This window comes from Pseudomonas sp. 22085, from assembly GCF_052045815.1.
Taxonomy (GTDB): Bacteria; Pseudomonadota; Gammaproteobacteria; order Pseudomonadales; family Pseudomonadaceae; genus Aquipseudomonas; species Aquipseudomonas glycinae.
In genome coordinates, this window is the sequence record NZ_JBQEQA010000009.1 from 104,803 (window position 1) to 122,415 (window position 17,613).

The 17,613-nt window shown below is 61.4% G+C and carries 11 protein-coding genes; 8 read left to right on the forward strand and 3 right to left on the reverse strand.

Annotated elements, in window-relative coordinates; translation table 11 throughout:
* Window positions 1-62: 62 nt before the first annotated feature.
* Window positions 63-1,037 carry a hypothetical protein gene (locus tag ACTJK7_RS13290; RefSeq protein WP_064381826.1) on the forward strand — a complete coding sequence of 325 codons (975 nt, stop codon included), beginning with the start codon at window positions 63-65 and terminating at the stop codon, window positions 1,035-1,037.
* 156 nt (window positions 1,038-1,193) lie between these two features.
* Complete coding sequence (locus ACTJK7_RS13295; protein WP_011333935.1) at window positions 1,194-1,865, forward strand: DUF3313 domain-containing protein; 672 nt, start codon at window positions 1,194-1,196, stop codon at window positions 1,863-1,865.
* 46 nt (window positions 1,866-1,911) lie between these two features.
* Here ACTJK7_RS13295 and ACTJK7_RS13300 read toward each other — a convergent pair whose 3' ends face one another.
* From ACTJK7_RS13300 to ACTJK7_RS13310, 3 genes are all read right to left on the reverse strand, one after another.
* Window positions 1,912-2,907: a DUF3829 domain-containing protein gene (locus ACTJK7_RS13300; protein WP_108561715.1), complete on the reverse strand. Its 996-nt coding sequence runs from the start codon at window positions 2,905-2,907 to the stop codon at window positions 1,912-1,914.
* A complete protein-coding gene (locus ACTJK7_RS13305; RefSeq protein WP_440779767.1) occupies window positions 2,904-4,550 on the reverse strand; it encodes a J domain-containing protein in 1,647 nt (548 codons plus the stop codon). Before ACTJK7_RS13305 ends, ACTJK7_RS13300 begins: the two co-directional genes overlap by 4 nt.
* A 149-nt stretch (window positions 4,551-4,699) precedes the next feature.
* Window positions 4,700-5,125 carry a YciI family protein gene (locus ACTJK7_RS13310; RefSeq protein ID WP_064381823.1) on the reverse strand — a complete coding sequence of 142 codons (426 nt, stop codon included), beginning with the start codon at window positions 5,123-5,125 and terminating at the stop codon, window positions 4,700-4,702.
* Between the two features lie 271 nt (window positions 5,126-5,396).
* Between ACTJK7_RS13310 and tpx the strand changes: the two genes are divergently transcribed.
* From tpx to ACTJK7_RS13340, 6 genes are all read left to right on the forward strand, one after another.
* Window positions 5,397-5,897: a thiol peroxidase gene (tpx, locus tag ACTJK7_RS13315; protein ID WP_064381822.1), complete on the forward strand. Its 501-nt coding sequence runs from the start codon at window positions 5,397-5,399 to the stop codon at window positions 5,895-5,897.
* Window positions 5,898-6,085: 188 nt separating this feature from the next.
* Entirely contained in the window at window positions 6,086-7,393 is a 1,308-nt protein-coding gene (locus tag ACTJK7_RS13320; RefSeq protein WP_064381821.1) for an MdtA/MuxA family multidrug efflux RND transporter periplasmic adaptor subunit, read from the forward strand.
* A complete protein-coding gene (locus ACTJK7_RS13325) occupies window positions 7,390-10,482 on the forward strand; it encodes an MdtB/MuxB family multidrug efflux RND transporter permease subunit (RefSeq protein ID WP_039772386.1) in 3,093 nt (1,030 codons plus the stop codon). The genes ACTJK7_RS13320 and ACTJK7_RS13325 overlap by 4 nt, the downstream gene beginning before the upstream one ends.
* A gap of 112 nt (window positions 10,483-10,594) precedes the next feature.
* Complete coding sequence (locus ACTJK7_RS13330) at window positions 10,595-13,702, forward strand: efflux RND transporter permease subunit (protein ID WP_440779765.1); 3,108 nt, start codon at window positions 10,595-10,597, stop codon at window positions 13,700-13,702.
* Window positions 13,699-15,168 (forward strand): efflux transporter outer membrane subunit, encoded by a 1,470-nt coding sequence (locus ACTJK7_RS13335; RefSeq protein ID WP_323151881.1) that lies wholly within the window; start codon window positions 13,699-13,701, stop codon window positions 15,166-15,168. The genes ACTJK7_RS13330 and ACTJK7_RS13335 overlap by 4 nt, the downstream gene beginning before the upstream one ends.
* Before the next feature lie 327 nt (window positions 15,169-15,495).
* Window positions 15,496-17,577, forward strand: a complete 2,082-nt coding sequence (locus tag ACTJK7_RS13340; RefSeq protein WP_108561719.1) for a putative bifunctional diguanylate cyclase/phosphodiesterase — start codon at window positions 15,496-15,498, stop codon at window positions 17,575-17,577.
* Window positions 17,578-17,613 lie beyond the last annotated feature (36 nt).

The window sequence follows — 17,613 nt, forward strand, 5'->3', positions numbered from 1 at the left end:
TAGAGTCCCCGTCGCCAGCGGGTTTTCGGCTGGACGACGGAACGAAGAAGGGAGTCTGATCAGTGAGTCCGGGCAAAAAAATTCTGGGCATCACCGCGTTGCTGTTGATGGTGACGCTGTGGGCCGGTTACATCTACGTATTCAACGAAAACCGTGGCGGTCAGCTCGGTGGCGTCGGCGAAAGCACCGCGTGGTGCGGCACGCCGCCGAACACCGAAGCGGCGCTGCTGGGCAAGGATCAGCTGACCCTGCGCATCACCAACAACCTGCGCGGCGAGTTCATGCTCAGCGGCGCGGTAGTGGTCTCCGAACGCACCTTCAACCGCTATGACCTGGGCCGCAACGAACTGCGTCTGCGCCTGGAGCCGTTGCAGTGGTCTTTTGGCGTCACGCCGATCTTCCTCGAACAGGTGAAAGTCCTGCCCCTGAGCCGCAACCTGGCCTCGACTGACAAGAGCGCCTTCGCCGAACTAGAATCGCGCCCGATCAGCGTCCAGGGCCGGGTCACCGAGTTTCCCTTCGACACCTATCGCTACGGCTACAAACCGGTGCTGTATTACCTCAAGGGCAGCGAGCGCATCGACCTGCGTTTCAAGAACATCACCACGCTGATGGAGATGTCCAACACCTTCACGCCGATCCAGAAATACAACCGCGCCGACTACATCAACGAGAAAAACTCGATGATCCGCGACGAGGATTACAAGGCCTACGGCCCCCACGAATGCGCATTCAGCGTCGAGCGCAAAGGCTCGTTCAAGGTTGTGGTGCTGTTGATGCTGCTGGTGCTGTGCCTGCCGTTGCTGCTGGTGTTCTACCGCGATGAACCGGGGATCGACTTCCTCGCCACGCTGGTGGGAATCGGCGTGGTGCGCACGGTGCTGGTGGGGCCGGTGCAGGATTTCCAGCTGTACAACATTGATTTTCTGTTCGGTGCGGCGATTTTGCTGGTGGGCACGGTGTCGCTGATCAAGGCGATGCGGGCCAACAGCCGGCGGGAAATGGCGTTGAGGAGTGGCGAGACTTCGAGCTGGTAGTCGGAAGTCTTAAACACCTGTGATGGACCGGACCTTTCAAAGGTCCGGAACTGACGTTGTGCAATATTGGGGTTTCTGATCGCAAACGGCGCGAATTTAGCTATACCTGTAACTCCCCCGACGCAATAAATTCGGCCTTCCGACAGGAGTTACAGCATGAAGCTAGCCGTAATGATGAGCACCCTGTGCATTGCCACGCTGGGCGTGGTGGGTTGCTCCAGCAAAACCGTCGCACCCGACGAGTACTCAGGCTTCCTCAAGGACTACAGCCAGCTGAGGGAGGCCAAATCCCCGTCGGGGGCCGAAGTGATGCGCTGGATCGACCCGAAAGTCGACATCGGCAAATTCACCAGCTTCTACGTCGAACCGACCCAGCTCTATCCCAAACCGCAACCCACCGTGAAGATTCCGCAGCAGACCCTCAACGGCATCACCAGCTACTACGATCAGGCGCTCAAGCGTGAACTGGGCAAATCCCTGCCGCTGGCCTCAGGCCCCGGGCCGGGCGTGATTGTGGTGCGCGCGGCCATCACCGCCGTCAGCAGCAAGACCGAAGGCCTGCATGCCTATGAAGTGATTCCGGTGGCGTTGGTGGCGGCAGCGGTCAGCACCGCCAGCGGCATTCGCGATCAGGAAACCACGCTGGCGACCGAAGCGGTGTTCCTCGATGGCGGCACCAACAAGGTGGCGGCGCAGGTGGTGCGCAAGGGCACCGGCAAACCGCTTGAAAACGATTCGCAGGTGATGAAGGCCGATGACGTGAAAAGCGTGATCGATGGCTGGGCCTCGGATCTGCATCAGTCCTACCTCAAGCTCAAGGCCAAGTAAGGCTGGCTGCCGGATCGCTCATGGCGGGCGATCCGGCTGGCTGTCATCAGAACTCGGCTCTGGCTCGGCGGTTGTAGTAGCTGAGCAGTCCATCGTAGCGGCGGTTGATGGCGTAGAAATCATCACTCAGCCGTTTTGGCTCGGCGTGATTCCGCCAGTCCTTTTGCAGGGTATACAGCGCGTCGAGGTATTCGGTCCCGGGCTTGCCAATGTACAACCACAGGTTCCGCGCAGCATCGGTCTTGTTCTGGAAACCGCTCGTTTGCGAGCTCAGGAAGGGCTCCCGACGATTCCAGGCCTGTTGCAGCTTCGCGGTGGTGTCCGCCAGCAATTGCGGGGTCAGCGTGCGATTTTTCATAGCCGCTTCGAGCACATCGACAGTTTCCCGGGCCTGGATCATATAGGCCAGCAAATACCAATGAACGTCCCGGCCCTGGCGTGCTTCCAGCAGCCTGAGCTGTTCGGGCCGCTGCGCGGCGTCCAGCGGCAGGAGGGCTTGCCTGAGGCGTGTCGAGGCACTGGCGTAATCCTGAGAGACGCGCTCGATCATTGCCTTTTCTTCAGCGGACGGCTGTTGCGATGAGGAGATGAAGCTCGCTTCCCGGTAAAACCGTTGAGGCGGAAGCGTTGTCGTCACACGATTCAGCGCCAACGCATATTCATTGGCTACTTGCGCCAGCTCGGGTTGATAAGCCAGCAGTTCGAGTTTTTCGGTAAAACCTTGGGAGCAGACATCGCGCTGGATGTCTCGCACGTTGAGCGCGTCACTGTCCTCGAAATCGCTCAGGCTGGCGAACCATCGTTCATCGACCGGTGGACGTGGCTGGGGATGCTTGTAACGGTCGTAGGCCACTCGCCATTGCACGTCGATCCGGTTGATGCAGGCAATCACCGGGCTCAGCGCATTGGCCTGGGCGGTGATCGGCGCATCGCGCCCGTCCAGCCAGAGATCGAGCTGCAGGAAAGGGCGGGTCGCGCCCGTCAGCCCCATGATCACCAGCGCGAAGAAGATCCCGACGCAAAACATCACTCTGGTGGTCATGGGCGTGCCTCCTTGCCGTACCACTGCTCAACGGTGGCCGGTGCGCTGCATTCGGCGGTGGTGGCCGGCAAGCGACTGCACAGGCGTTCGGTCCAGGGTTGCAGACCCTGATTGCGATTGACCGTGCCCTGGCTTGCGACCACTTTGAACACGCCAAGCACTAGGGCCAGCACCAGAATGCCGAGGATCGTCACGCCGACTTTCATGGCCGGACGGCTCTCCTCCCAGGACACCCGGGGCCTGGACTGCCAGCGGCGCACCAGTCCGAAGGTCGCCAGGGTTAAGGCATACACCCCGCCGGCAATCGGGCCGAAAAACCAGCCGAGCCCGGCCACCATCAGCGCGCCGGGCATGAAGTCGCGCAGTACACCGAACGGCGGCGAGTCTTTGAGAGATCCGGGGCAAAGGCTTGCACTGAGCCGGTCATCCAGCCGCCATACACGATGGGCAACGTTGTGCACCAGCCAATTGAGCCCGGCCACGATCACGCCGAACACCACGGTCGAGATCATGACGATATTGATCAGCCCGCTGAGGCGAATGCCCAGTGGAATGTAATGGGTGAACGCGCCGATCAGACAGGCCAGCACCACGCCCACGTAGGTCGGCCAGTCATTGAAGCTCAGTTCCCAGTCACGCCAGAAAAAAGCCGTACCGCCGGGCATCTGCGCGCAGACTTTGGGGTGATTGGCGTACAACTCCGAACTCAACTTGCGGCACTGCGCCCAGTCGTCCTCGTGCAGGCGTCGGGCCAGTGCGCGGCGGGCGCTGAACGAGCCGGTGCCCAGCAGCAGGCGGGCGGCGCGGTGTTCGGGGGTGACGGCGGGCTCCGTGGCCAGTTGTTGCTGGTGAGCCAGGAAAAGCGGCGCATTCTGGCGAGCCAGCAGGCGTTGCCATTCGCCGTCAGGGCACGGATTTCCGGGGCAGCCGTGCCAGCCTTGACCGGCGCGCACCCGTTCGAAAATCTCGGGAGACCAGACTGGCGCATCCAGCAGTAAATGGCTGAGCATCCGGTTGAACCATTCCTGTTGCAGTGCAATCGCGAGCCAGTTGTGCTCCCCGCAACGCTCGTAGGCCTGGAGGAAACCTTCAACGTCTTGCCGTTCGAGGGCATCGCGCATCGGTTGCGCAATGCGCGCGCGTTGCTGATCCAGCAACAGGTCAATCGATATCTCGTCCAGCTCGAGGCGTTGCCAGGCGCTGAACCAGAAGAAGGTCGGGATGGCCCAGTCCACCAGCGTCTGCGAAGTGTCAGGGTGTTCAATGCAATGATGCAGCACCGTGTCTTCGAAGAAATGCGCGCAACCCTGTTCGAGGGTGACGGCATGGCGATGATTCAGCTCTTCAACGCTGAGCCCGTCCAGCGAGCGGGTCGCCAGTTGCAGGGCATCGACCTCGACCACGGTCAGGCCGCTCAGATCCCAGGATTCTTCAATGCCCGGATCCTGCTCTTCATCCTGATTCTGCTCGTGATACTGCTGCCATTCCTTGTACGCCAGCGCCTGCTCATAGGCATCGCGCAGCCGCTGGAAGCCCTCGGGGTCATCGTCGGGGCGGGTCTGTTTGAGCAGGACGGCATATTGGCGTTTGATAGCGCGCACATCGGCGTCGGCCGACAGGCCAAGGACGGTCCAGCAACTCATTGCGATGACAACTCCATAAAACCCGCGACGCGATCCAGTGGTGGCATTGTGATGTTGCGCACCCTACCTGTTTCGCGTCGAAAAGTCCTCGTGTCTCGCTCAGTCGCCACCGGTCTTACAGAAAATGCGGACGTTTTTCATGCGAGGCTTCAGTGTTTTTTCGCTTGCTCACGTATGCGTTCTTCCTGCTCTCGCAGTTCCGGCGTGAACTCGGCGCCAAAATCTTCCGCGCTGAAGACCTGGCGAATCTCGATTTCCGATTCAGTGCCCGGCATGGGATTCGGGCAGCGCTTGACCCACTCGATGGCTTCCTCTTTGGACTTGACGTCCCAGATCCAGTAACCGGCGATCAGCTCTTTGGTTTCGGCGAACGGGCCGTCGATCACGCTGCGGTTTTCGCCACTGAAGCGCACGCGGGCGCCTTTGCTGCTGGGGTGAAGGCCGTCGGCAGAAACCAGGATGCCGGCCTTGGCCAGTTGTTCGTTGTAGTTGCCCATATCGGTCAGCAGTTGCTCGCTGGGCATCACGCCGGCTTCGGAGTCGTGGCTGGCTTTGACAATGATCATGAAGCGCATGGTGTTTCTCCGCAGGTGAGTGAAGGATTCATGGCTTAGTCGAACGGCCGGGGTCTGAATCGACAGGTCGTTAAAGAAAAGCCGCAGATTGTCGCTTTCACAAGCTTCACTTCCTTTGGACACACGGCTGTGGCCGGCACTGGAGAGCGTGTATCCAGTTTTGTGTGCCAACACATGACAATTTCGGTTCAGGCATAGGTCGTCGGACAATTTCGTGGTTAACTTCTGCCTCTTGCATGCTTTCCCAATAACGTTAAGAAGGACTCCGTTCATGGCTCAAGTCACGCTCAAAGGCAACCCGGTTCAAGTCAACGGCCAACTGCCACAAGCCGGTTCCAAGGCGCCAGCCTTTTCCCTGGTAGCCGGCAATCTGTCCGACGTCACCCTGAAAGACTTCGCCGGCAAGCGCAAAGTGCTGAACATCTTCCCAAGCGTCGACACCCCGACCTGCGCCACTTCCGTGCGCAAGTTCAACGCCCAGGCCAACGAGCTGGCCAACACCGTGGTGCTGTGCATCTCGGCTGACCTGCCGTTCGCCCAGGCTCGCTTCTGCGGTGCCGAAGGCCTGGAAAACGTACAAAACCTGTCGACCCTGCGTGGCGCCGAGTTCATTCAGAACTACGGTGTGGCCATCGCTGACGGCCCGCTGAAAGGCCTGACCGCCCGTGCGGTGGTTGTTCTGGACGAAAACGACAACGTCCTGCACAGCGAACTGGTCAAGGAAATTGCAGAAGAGCCTGACTACGATGCGGCACTGGCTGTATTGAAATAAGTGTTCTGAAACAAGCGCTTTACAATTGTTAACGGCCTGGCCCTGTCCAGGCCGTTTTCATTTGTGTATCAGTGTTTTGCCTCACACCTTGAAACGTAAGTGGAAGGTAAATTGCCGGTAAAGCTGCTTTGCTAAATCCCGGCCAGTGCTTATCGTTCAGCCTCCCGTAAAAGAAGCCCACGCGCCCAATGGTTAATCAGTCCATGCAATCGTCTTCCCGAAACTCCCGTCGCTGGCTGTTGAGCCTGCTTGTCCTGCTGGTCATTGCCGGTCTGTGCTGGAAATTCTGGCCGTCCGGTTCGACCCACAAGGAGGGCGGCGAGAAGGCGCAGGCCGGCCACACCGGTCGTTCGGGGATGATGCGTCCGGGCTTCGGCGGCGCTGCGGGGCCGATTCCGGTGCGCGTGGCGCCGGCGGTCACCGGGGACTTCCCGCTGTACTACAAGGCCCTGGGCACGGTGACGGCGCTCAACACCATCAATGTGCGCAGCCGGGTCGGTGGCGAACTGGTGAAGATTTATTTCGAGGAAGGGCAGATGGTCAAGGCCGGCGACCTGCTGGCGGAGATCGACCCGCGCCCGTACCAGAACGCCTTGCTCCAGGCCGAAGGCACCTTGCTGCAGAATCAGGCGCAATTGAAAAACGCTCAGGTCGACGTCGAGCGCTATCGCGGCCTGTACAAGGAAGACAGCATCGCCAAGCAGACGCTGGACACCGCCGAAGCGCTGGTCGGCCAATACCTCGGCACCGTGAAGACCAATCAGGCGGCGGTCAACGACGCCAAGCTCAATCTCGAATTCACCAAGATCCGCGCACCGATTGCCGGTCGCGTCGGCCTGCGTCAACTTGACGTCGGCAACCTTGTGGCGGCCAACGACACGACCTCCCTGGCGGTCATCACTCAGACCCAGCCGATCAGTGTCGCCTTCACCCTGCCGGAAAACAGTCTGGACACCGTGCTCGCCCGCTATCGCAGCGGCGCCAAACTGCCGGCCGAAGCCTGGGATCGCGGCGACACCAAACTGCAGGCCACTGGCGTGCTGCAAAGCCTCGACAACCAGATCGACGTGACCACCGGCACCCTGAAATTCAAGGCGCGCTACGAAAACCGCGATCAGTCGCTGTTTCCCAACCAGTTCGTCAACGTTCACTTGCTGGCTGACACCTTGAAAGGTGTGGTGCTGGCGCCGTCTGCCGCCATTCAGTTCGGCACCAACGGCACTTTCGTCTACGCGCTGGACGGCGACAAGAAAGTCACCATCCGCCAATTGAAGATCGGTGCCAGCGACGGCGAAAACACGGTGGTCACCGAAGGCCTCGCGGCCGGCGACCGGGTGGTGCTGGAAGGCACCGACCGCCTGAAGGAAGGCAGCGAAGTGGAAGTGGTCAACGAGAGCAAGGATGTGCCGACCACCCCGACCGAACACCTGCAAGGCAAGTCCGCCGCCACCGCGCCTGACGCCACGGTCACTGACAAGGCCAAGAAGGGCGCATGAACATTTCGCGCCTGTTCATCCTCCGTCCGGTCGCCACCACGCTGAGCATGCTGGCCATCGTGCTGGCCGGTCTGATCGCGTATCGCCTGCTGCCGGTTTCGGCCTTGCCGCAGGTCGATTATCCGACCATCCGGGTCATGACCCTGTATCCGGGCGCCAGTCCGGACGTGATGACCAGTGCCGTCACCGCGCCGCTTGAGCGCCAGTTCGGGCAGATGCCGGGCCTGACGCAAATGGCCTCGACCAGCTCCGGCGGAGCGTCGGTGCTGACCTTGCGTTTCAGCCTCGACATCAACATGGACGTCGCCGAGCAGCAAGTGCAAGCCGCGATCAACGCCGCGACCAACCTGTTGCCGACCGACTTGCCGGCGCCGCCGGTGTACAACAAGGTCAATCCGGCGGACACCCCGGTGCTGACCCTGGCCATCACCTCGAAAACCATGTTGCTGCCCAAACTCAATGATCTGGTCGATACGCGCATGGCGCAGAAAATCGCCCAGATAAGCGGCGTCGGCATGGTCAGCATCGCCGGCGGTCAGCGTCAGGCGGTGCGGATCAAGGTCAATCCGGAGGCGCTTGCGGCCAACGGTCTGAACCTGTCGGACGTGCGCACGCTGATCAGCGCGTCCAACGTCAATCAGCCCAAGGGCAACTTCGACGGCCCGACCCGGGTGTCGATGCTCGACGCCAACGACCAGCTGACGTCGCCCAAGGATTACGCCAACCTGATCCTGGCCTACGCCAACGGCGCGCCGCTGCGGCTCAAGGATGTCGCGCAGATCGTCGACGGCGCCGAGAACGAGCGTCTGGCGGCGTGGGCCAACCAGAATCAGGCCGTGCTGCTGAACATCCAGCGTCAACCGGGCGCCAACGTGATCGAGGTGGTCGACCGGATCAAGGCACTGCTGCCGAGCATCACCGACAACCTGCCGGCCGGTCTCGACGTGGTCGTGCTGACCGACCGCACCCAGACCATCCGCGCCTCCGTCACCGATGTGCAACATGAATTGCTGATCGCCATTGCGCTGGTGGTGATGGTGACGTTCCTGTTCCTGCGCCGCGCCAGTGCGACGATCATTCCGTCGGTGGCCGTGCCGCTGTCGCTGATCGGTACGTTCGGCGTGATGTACCTCGCTGGGTTCTCGGTCAACAACCTGACATTGATGGCGCTGACCATCGCCACCGGTTTCGTGGTCGACGATGCGATCGTGATGCTGGAGAACATCGCGCGTTTCATCGAGGAGGGCGACAGTCCGATGCAGGCCGCTCTCAAGGGCGCGAAGCAGATCGGTTTCACCCTGATTTCCCTGACCCTGTCGCTGATCGCGGTACTGATTCCGCTGCTGTTCATGGCCGACGTAGTGGGGCGGTTGTTCCGTGAGTTCGCCATCACCCTGGCGGTGGCGATCCTGATTTCCCTGGTGGTCTCGCTGACCCTGACGCCGATGATGTGCGCGCGTCTGCTCAAGCGTGAGCCGGAAGCACATGAGCAGGGCCGTTTCTACCGAGCCAGTGGTGCGTTCATCGACTGGATGATCGCCGCTTACGGGCGCAAGTTGCAGTGGGTGCTCAAGCATCAGCCGCTGACCCTGCTGGTGGCCATCGGCACACTGGCCCTGACCGTTTTCCTTTATATGGTGGTGCCCAAGGGCTTCTTCCCGGTGCAGGACACCGGGGTGATCCAGGGCATTTCCGAAGCGCCGCAGTCGATTTCCTTTGCCGCCATGGGCGAGCGTCAGCAGGCGCTGGCCAAGGTGATTCTGGAAGATCCGGCGGTGGAAAGCCTGTCGTCCTACATCGGTGTCGACGGCGACAATGCCACGCTCAACAGCGGTCGGTTGCTGATCAACCTCAAACCCCATGGCCAGCGTGACCTGACGGCGACTGAAGTGATTGCTCGCCTGCAACCACAACTGGACAAGCTTGTCGGCATCCGTCTGTTCATGCAGCCGGTGCAGGATTTGACCATCGAAGACCGCGTCAGCCGTACCCAATACCAGTTCAGCATGTCGTCGCCGGATTCCGAGTTGCTCAGCCTGTGGAGCGGCCGTCTGGTCGAGGCCCTGGCCCAGCGCCCGGAACTGACCGACGTCGCCAGCGACTTGCAGGACAAGGGCTTGCAGGTGTTCCTGGTGATCGACCGCGACGCCGCTTCACGATTGGGCGTGTCGGTGTCGAACATTACCGATGCGCTGTACGACGCGTTCGGCCAGCGGCAGATCTCGACCATCTATACCCAGGCCAGCCAGTACCGCGTGGTGCTGCAGGCTCAGGCCGGGGAGAAGATCGGTCCGCAGGCGCTGGATCAGATTCACGTCAAGACCACCGACGGTGGTCAGGTGCGATTGTCGAGCCTGGCCCATGTCGAGGAACGGCAGGCGCAACTGGCGATCACCCACATCGGCCAGTTCCCGGCGGTGATGATGTCGTTCAACCTCGCACCCGGCGTGGCGCTGGGGCATGCAGTGGACATCATCGAGCAGGTGCAGAAGGACATCGGCATGCCGATCGGCGTGCAGACCCAGTTCCAGGGCGCCGCCGAAGCGTTCCAGGCATCGCTGTCGAGCACCTTGCTGCTGATTCTGGCGGCGGTGGTGACCATGTACATCGTGCTCGGCGTGCTCTACGAGAGCTACATTCACCCGATCACCATTCTCTCGACCTTGCCGTCGGCGGCGGTCGGGGCCTTGCTGGCGTTGCTGCTCAGTGGCAATGATCTGGGCATGATCGCGATCATCGGCATCATCCTGCTGATCGGTATCGTGAAGAAGAACGCGATCATGATGATCGACTTCGCCCTCGACGCCGAACGCACTCAGGGCATGGCGCCGGAGCAGGCGATCTATCAGGCGGCGCTGTTGCGCTTCCGGCCGATTCTGATGACCACGCTGGCGGCGCTGTTCGGCGCGGTGCCGCTGATGCTGGCCACCGGTTCCGGCGCTGAATTGCGTCAGCCGCTGGGTCTGGTGATGGTTGGCGGGTTGCTGGTGAGTCAGGTGCTGACCTTATTCACGACGCCTGTGATTTACCTGGCTTTTGATCGGTTGGGACGGCGTTGGGCGAAGTCCGGCACAGGAGAGGTTGCGTGAAGGGCGACGTGAGTACAGCTGCAAGCGTCAAGCTTCGAGCTGCAAGAGAAGAGCGTACCGAAAGCTTGTTTTCAGCTTGCGGCTTGCAGCTTGCCGCTAGTGGTTGCCACCTATGAATCTTTCGGGTCCTTTCATCAAACGCCCCGTGGCAACCATGCTGCTTTCATTGGCGATCATGCTGCTGGGCGGTGTGAGCTTCGGCCTGCTGCCAGTGTCGCCGCTGCCGCAAATGGACTTCCCGGTGATCGTGGTGCAGGCCAGCCTGCCCGGCGCCAGTCCGGAGGTCATGGCGTCCACCGTGGCCACGCCGCTGGAGCGCTCGTTCGGCGCCATCGCCGGCGTCAACACCATGAGCAGCCGTTCCAGCCAGGGCTCGACCCGGGTCATCCTGCAATTTGACCTCGACCGCGACATCAATGGCGCGGCGCGGGAAGTGCAGGCGGCGATCAACGCCTCGCGCAACCTGCTGCCGAGCGGGATGCGCAGCATGCCGACCTACAAGAAGGTCAACCCGTCGCAGGCACCGATCATGGTGCTGTCGCTGACCTCGGACGTGCTGGAAAAAGGCCAGCTCTATGACCTGGCCTCGACCATCCTGTCCCAGAGCCTGTCTCAGGTGCAGGGCGTCGGTGAAGTGCAGATCGGCGGCAGCTCCTTGCCCGCGGTCCGTATCGAACTCGAACCCCAGGCGCTGAACCAGTACGGCGTGGCGCTGGACGATGTGCGCAAGACCATCGCCGAAGCCAACGTGCGCAGGCCAAAGGGCTCGGTCGAGGACGACCAGCGTCTGTGGCAGATCCAGGCCAACGATCAACTGGAGAAAGCCAAGGATTACGAATCGCTGATCATCCATTACAACGGTGGCGCGGCCCTGCGTCTGAAAGACGTGGCCAAGGTAAGCGACGGCGTGGAAGACCGCTACAACAGTGGTTTTTTCAACGATGACGCGGCGGTGTTGCTGGTGATCAACCGCCAGGCCGGCGCCAACATCATCGAGACGGTCAACGAGATCAAGGCACAGTTGCCGGCGTTGCAGGCGGTGTTGCCGGCCAGTGTCAAACTGAACCTGGCGATGGATCGCTCGCCGGTGATCAAGGCCACCTTGCACGAAGCGGAAATGACCCTGCTGATCGCCGTGGCCCTGGTGATTCTGGTGGTGTTCCTGTTCCTCGGTAATTTCCGTGCGTCCCTGATTCCGACCCTGGCGGTGCCGGTGTCGCTGGTCGGCACTTTTGCGGTGATGTACCTCTACGGATTCTCGCTGAACAACCTGTCGCTGATGGCGCTGATTCTCGCCACCGGGCTGGTGGTGGACGACGCCATCGTGGTGCTGGAGAACATTTCCCGGCACATCGACGAAGGCGTCAAGCCGATGAAGGCCGCGTACCTCGGGGCCAAGGAAGTCGGGTTTACCCTGCTGTCGATGAACGTCTCGCTGGTGGCGGTATTCCTGTCGATCCTGTTCATGGGCGGGATCATCGAAAGCCTGTTCCGCGAATTTTCCATCACCCTGGCGGCGGCCATCGTGGTGTCGCTGGTGGTTTCCCTGACGCTGACGCCGATGCTTTGCGCCCGCTGGCTCAAACCCCATAAGCCGGGTGAGGAAAACCGCCTGCAACGCTGGAGCCGCCGCACCAACGACTGGATGGTCGGCAAGTACGCCACCAGCCTCGACTGGGTATTGCGCCACCGTCGCCTGACCTTGCTCAGCCTGATCATCACCGTCGGAGTGAACGTCGCCCTGTATGTGGTGGTGCCGAAGACCTTCATGCCGCAACAGGACACCGGCCAGTTGATCGGTTTCGTGCGCGGTGACGACGGCCTGTCGTTCAGTGTGATGCAGCCTAAAATGGAGACCTTCCGCCGCGCCGTGCTCAAGGATGACGCGGTCGAGAGTGTGGCCGGGTTCATTGGTGGCACCAACGGCACCAACAATGCCTTCATGCTGGTGCGCCTGAAACCGATCAAGGAGCGCAATATCTCGGCACAGAAGGTCATTGAGCGTCTGCGCAAGGAAATGCCCAAGGTGGCCGGTGCGCAACTGATGCTGATGGCCGACCAGGATCTGCAATTCGGCGGCGGTCGCGAGCAGACCACTTCGCAGTACAGCTACATCCTGCAAAGCGGTGATCTGGGTGAGTTGCGCGAGTGGTACCCGAAAGTGGTCACCGCGCTCAGGGCCTTGCCCGAGCTGACGGCCATCGACGCCCGGGAAGGCGCGGGCGCGCAGCAGGTGACATTGATTGTCGACCGCGATCAGGCCAAACGCCTGGGCGTGGACATGGAAATGGTCACGGCGGTGCTCAACAACGCCTACAGCCAGCGGCAGATTTCCACGATCTACGACAGCCTCAACCAGTATCAGGTGGTGATGGAGGTCAATCCGAAATACGCCCAGGATCCGGTGACGCTCAAGCAGGTTCAGGTGATCACCGCCGACGGTGCGCGGATTCCGCTATCGACCTTCGCTCATTATGAAAACAGCCTGGAAGACGACCGGGTCAGCCATGAAGGCCAGTTTGCTTCCGAGAGCATTTCCTTTGACATGGCCGAAGGCGTGACGGTGGAGCAGGGCAGTGCCGCCATCGAGCGGGCGATTGCCAGGCTTGGTCTGCCGGAAGACGTGATCGTGAAAATGGCCGGCACCGCCGATGCGTTCGCCGCCACCCAGAAGAGCCAGCCGCTCATGATCCTTGGTGCGCTGCTGGCGGTGTATCTGGTGCTGGGCGTGCTGTATGAGAGCTACATTCACCCGCTGACGATTCTGTCGACGCTGCCATCGGCCGGGGTCGGCGCGTTGCTGTCGATCTATGTGCTGGGCGGCGAGTTCAGCCTGATCTCGCTGCTCGGGCTGTTCCTGTTGATCGGGGTGGTGAAGAAGAACGCGATCCTGATGATCGACCTGGCGCTGCAACTGGAACGCCATCAAGGCATGGCGCCGCTGGAATCGATTCGCAGCGCCTGTCTGCAACGCCTGCGGCCGATCCTGATGACCACGCTGGCGGCGATCCTCGGCGCGTTGCCTTTGCTGTTGAGCCGGGCCGAAGGCGCGGAAATGCGCCAACCGCTGGGCCTGACCATCATCGGCGGGCTGATTTTCAGTCAGGTGCTGACCCTTTACACCACGCCTGTGGTTTACCTCTATCTCGACAAGTTGCGCCATCGTTTCAACAGGTGGCGTGGCGTGCGCACCGATGCCGCTCTGGAAACTCCGCTATGAATGACCGTTCGCTTATCCAACTGGCCAGTGTCCGCGGCTCGCGTCTGCTGAGCCTGTCTCTGTGCGTGGCGATGCTCAGTGCCTGCGCCGTCGGCCCGGACTACCAGCGCCCGCAGACCGCCGAAATCGCCCAGTACAAGGAAGCCGAAGGCTGGCGTCAGGCCAACCCGAGCGACTCTCTGGCGCGCGGTGCCTGGTGGGAGCTGTATGGCGATCGTCAGCTCAACCAACTGATCGAGAAGCTCAACAGCTCCAACCAGACCGTCGCCCAGTCCGAGGCCCAGTACCGTCAGGCCCAGGCTTTGGTGCGCAGTGCACGCGGGGCGTTTTATCCGAGCGTTGATCTGAGTGCCGGCAAGACCCGCTCCAGCCAGGGCACCGGCAGCAGCAGTTCGAGCCTGAGCAGTTCCTCCAGCGGCATTCGTGACACGTACAACGCGCAACTGGGCGTGAGTTGGGAAGCCGATGTCTGGGGCAAATTGCGTCGGGGCCTGGAAGCCAATGAAGCCAGTGCCCAGGCGAGCTACGCCGATCTGGCGGCGATGCGTCTGAGCCAGCAGTCGGAGCTGGTGCAGAACTACCTGCAATTGCGGGTGATCGATCAGCAGAAACGCCTGCTCGAATCGACAGTGGCGGCGTACGAGCGCTCGCTGAAAATGACCATGAACCAATACAACGCCGGGGTTTCCGGGCGTGACGCGGTGGCGCAGGCACAGACCCAGCTGAAAACCACCCAGGGCGATCTGGTCGACCTGATCTGGCAACGGGCGCAGTTCGAAAACGCCATCGCGGTACTGACCGGCCAGCCGCCTGCCGAATTCAACATTGCCGAGACTCAGGACATTCCCAAGCTCCCGCAGATCCCGCTGAGCCTGCCGTCGCAGTTGCTCGAACGCCGTCCGGACATTGCCTCGGCGGAGCGCTCGGTGATCGCTGCCAACGCCAACATCGGCGTGGCCAAGGCTGCGTACTACCCGGATTTCAGCCTGAGCCTGAGCGGCGGCTACAGCAGCAGTACCTCGCAGAACCTGATCAGCCTGCCGAACCGCTTCTGGTCGGTGGGGCCGAAAATGACCCTGCCGCTGTTCGATGGCGGCATCCGCTCGGCCGAAGTCGATCGCACCGAGGCAGTGTACGACCAGACCGTGGCCAAATACCGCCAGACCGTGCTCGATGGTTTCCGCGAAGTGGAAAACTATCTGGTGCAGTTGAAGGTTTACGAGGATGAAGCGGCCGTGCGCCAGGAAGCCCTCGATGCGGCACGGGATTCGTTGCGCCTGACCGAAAATCAGTACAAGGCCGGGGTGATTGCTTATCTCGACGTGGTGACGGTGCAGGCCACGGCGTTGAGCAACGAGCGCAGTGTGTTGAACGTGTTGCAGAGCCGTTTGATTGCCAGCGTGCAGTTGATTGCGGCGCTGGGTGGTGGGTGGGATGGGCAGTTGGAAACCACTGATAACCGCTGACGCAGCGCCATGATCGTTCCCACGCTGAGGCGTCGAACCGTCCGCGTGGGAATACCTCAACAGACACTCCGCGTTCGGCTTTGGAAGGGACGCGGAGCGTCCCGGGCTGCATTCCCACGCAGAGCGTGGGAACGATCTGCGGGCGAGGGCGGACGCTCTGTCAAAGCAGCACTCCAGAGTCTTGTCAGACGATCAAACAAGCGTTTCATCGGCTTGATGGCCATTTGATTACTTTGTCAGTGCGTTCTTCCGCGCAATCAGTACAATCGCCGCATTTGGCCCCGCCGAGAACGGACGCAGTACGGCGGGGTGGTCACGAGAATCCTCATGCTCATCGGTAGCTATTCCTTCACGCTGGTTTTCATTTCGCTGTGTGTGGCGATCCTCGCTTCCTACACCGCGCTCGACCTCACCGGGCGCATTGCTACTGCCAAGGGCCGCGCCGTGCATTTGTGGACGGCCGGAGGGGCGTTTGCCATGGGCATCGGCGTCTGGTCGATGCACTTCATTGGCATGCTGGCATTCAAGCTGCCGATCAGCCTCGGTTACGACATTTCAATCACGGCGCTCTCATTGCTGATTGCCGTGCTGTCCTGCGGTTTTGCCCTGTGGCTGGTCAGCCAGCCGAAACTGCCGGCCTGGCAGCTGGCCTTTGGCGCGTTGATCATGGGCGCTGGCATCAGCGCCATGCACTACACCGGCATGGCCGCGATGCGCATGCAACCGGGCATCGACTACGATCCGACGCTGTTTGGCGCCTCGCTGTTGATCGCCGTCGGCGCCTCGGCAGCAGCGTTGTGGATCGCCTTTCGCCTGCGTCAGCATTCGCCTTACGTGCGGTTGTTTCGGGCCGGGGCGGCGATTGTCATGGGCGTGGCGATTGTCGGCATGCACTACACCGGCATGGCGGCGGCGCGGTTTCCGGATGGCAGTTTTTGCGGCGCGGCACTCGGCGGCCTGAACGGCAACGGTCTCGACAATCTGGTGCTGATCACCACGCTGGCGGTACTGGCCATTGCGCTGCTGACTTCGATTCTCGACGCGCGTCTTGAAGCCCGCACGGCTGATCTGGCCCATTCGTTGACCGTGGCCAACCGCGAACTCACCCAACTGGCCCTGCACGACCCCTTGACCGGCCTGCCGAACCGGATGTTGCTGGACGACCGGATCAATCAGGCGATGAAAAAGGTCAATGAGCAGGGTGGCTGCTTTGCGCTGATGTTCATCGATCTGGACGGCTTCAAACCGGTCAATGACGCTTTCGGTCACCACATGGGGGACCAGTTGCTGCGCGAAGTGGCGGTGCGCTTGCGTGAAGATTTGCGCAGCCTCGACACGCTGGCGCGGATCGGCGGCGACGAGTTTGTCCTGCTGGTGCGTCTGGCCGAACCCAACGATGCACTGGGCCTGGCGGCACGTCAGGTCGGCCTGATCGCGCAGTCGTTCCGGGTCGCCGAACATGAGCTGCAGATTTCCGCCAGCGTCGGCATCGCCCTGTACCCCGGCAACGGGGAGAGCGCCCAGGAACTGTTGATGAACGCTGATGCCGCGATGTACCACGCCAAGGGCGGCGGCAAGAATGGTTACAGCTTCTTCGACGTTTCGATGAACAGTAACGCGCGCAAGCAATTGCAACTGTTGCAGGACCTGCGGGCAGCACTGGAGCACAGCGAGTTCTGCCTGCATTACCAACCCAAATTCCACGCCGCTGACGGTCACCCGGTCGGTGCCGAAGCGTTGTTGCGCTGGGAGCATCCGGTTCACGGCATGCTGATGCCGGACACGTTCATCGATCTGGCAGAGAAAACCGGTCTGATCATTCCGATTGGCGAGTGGGTGCTCAACGAAGCCTGCCGGCAGATGCGCGAGTGGTATGTACTGGGCCACACCGAATGGCGGATCGCGGTGAACCTGTCAGCGTTGCAGTTCTGCCACGCCGGACTGGTGCGCAGCGTGGCCAAGGCCCTGGCCACCCATCATTTACCGGCCAACAGCCTGACCCTGGAAATCACCGAAACCACCGCCATGAGCGACGCCGATGCTAGCATGACGGTGTTGCAGGAGCTGTCCGACATGGGCGTCGATCTGTCCATCGACGATTTCGGCACGGGCTATTCCAGCCTGATGTATCTCAAGCGCCTGCCGGCCAACGAGCTGAAGATCGATCGCGGTTTTGTCCGCGATCTGGAGCACGACAGCGATGACGCGGCGATCGTCTCGGCGATCGTCGCCCTCGGTCAGGCACTCGGTCTGCGCATCGTGGCTGAAGGAGTGGAGACCGACTCGCAACAGGACTTCCTCACGCAACTGGGCTGCGATTCACTGCAAGGTTATCTGCTCGGTCACCCGATGCCGGCGGATCGCTTTCTGCAGGATGTCGCGCGCAGCAAACCATTGGCGGTGAGCTGAGCCGCTAATCGCAGGTCATGCAAAACCCTGCAATGA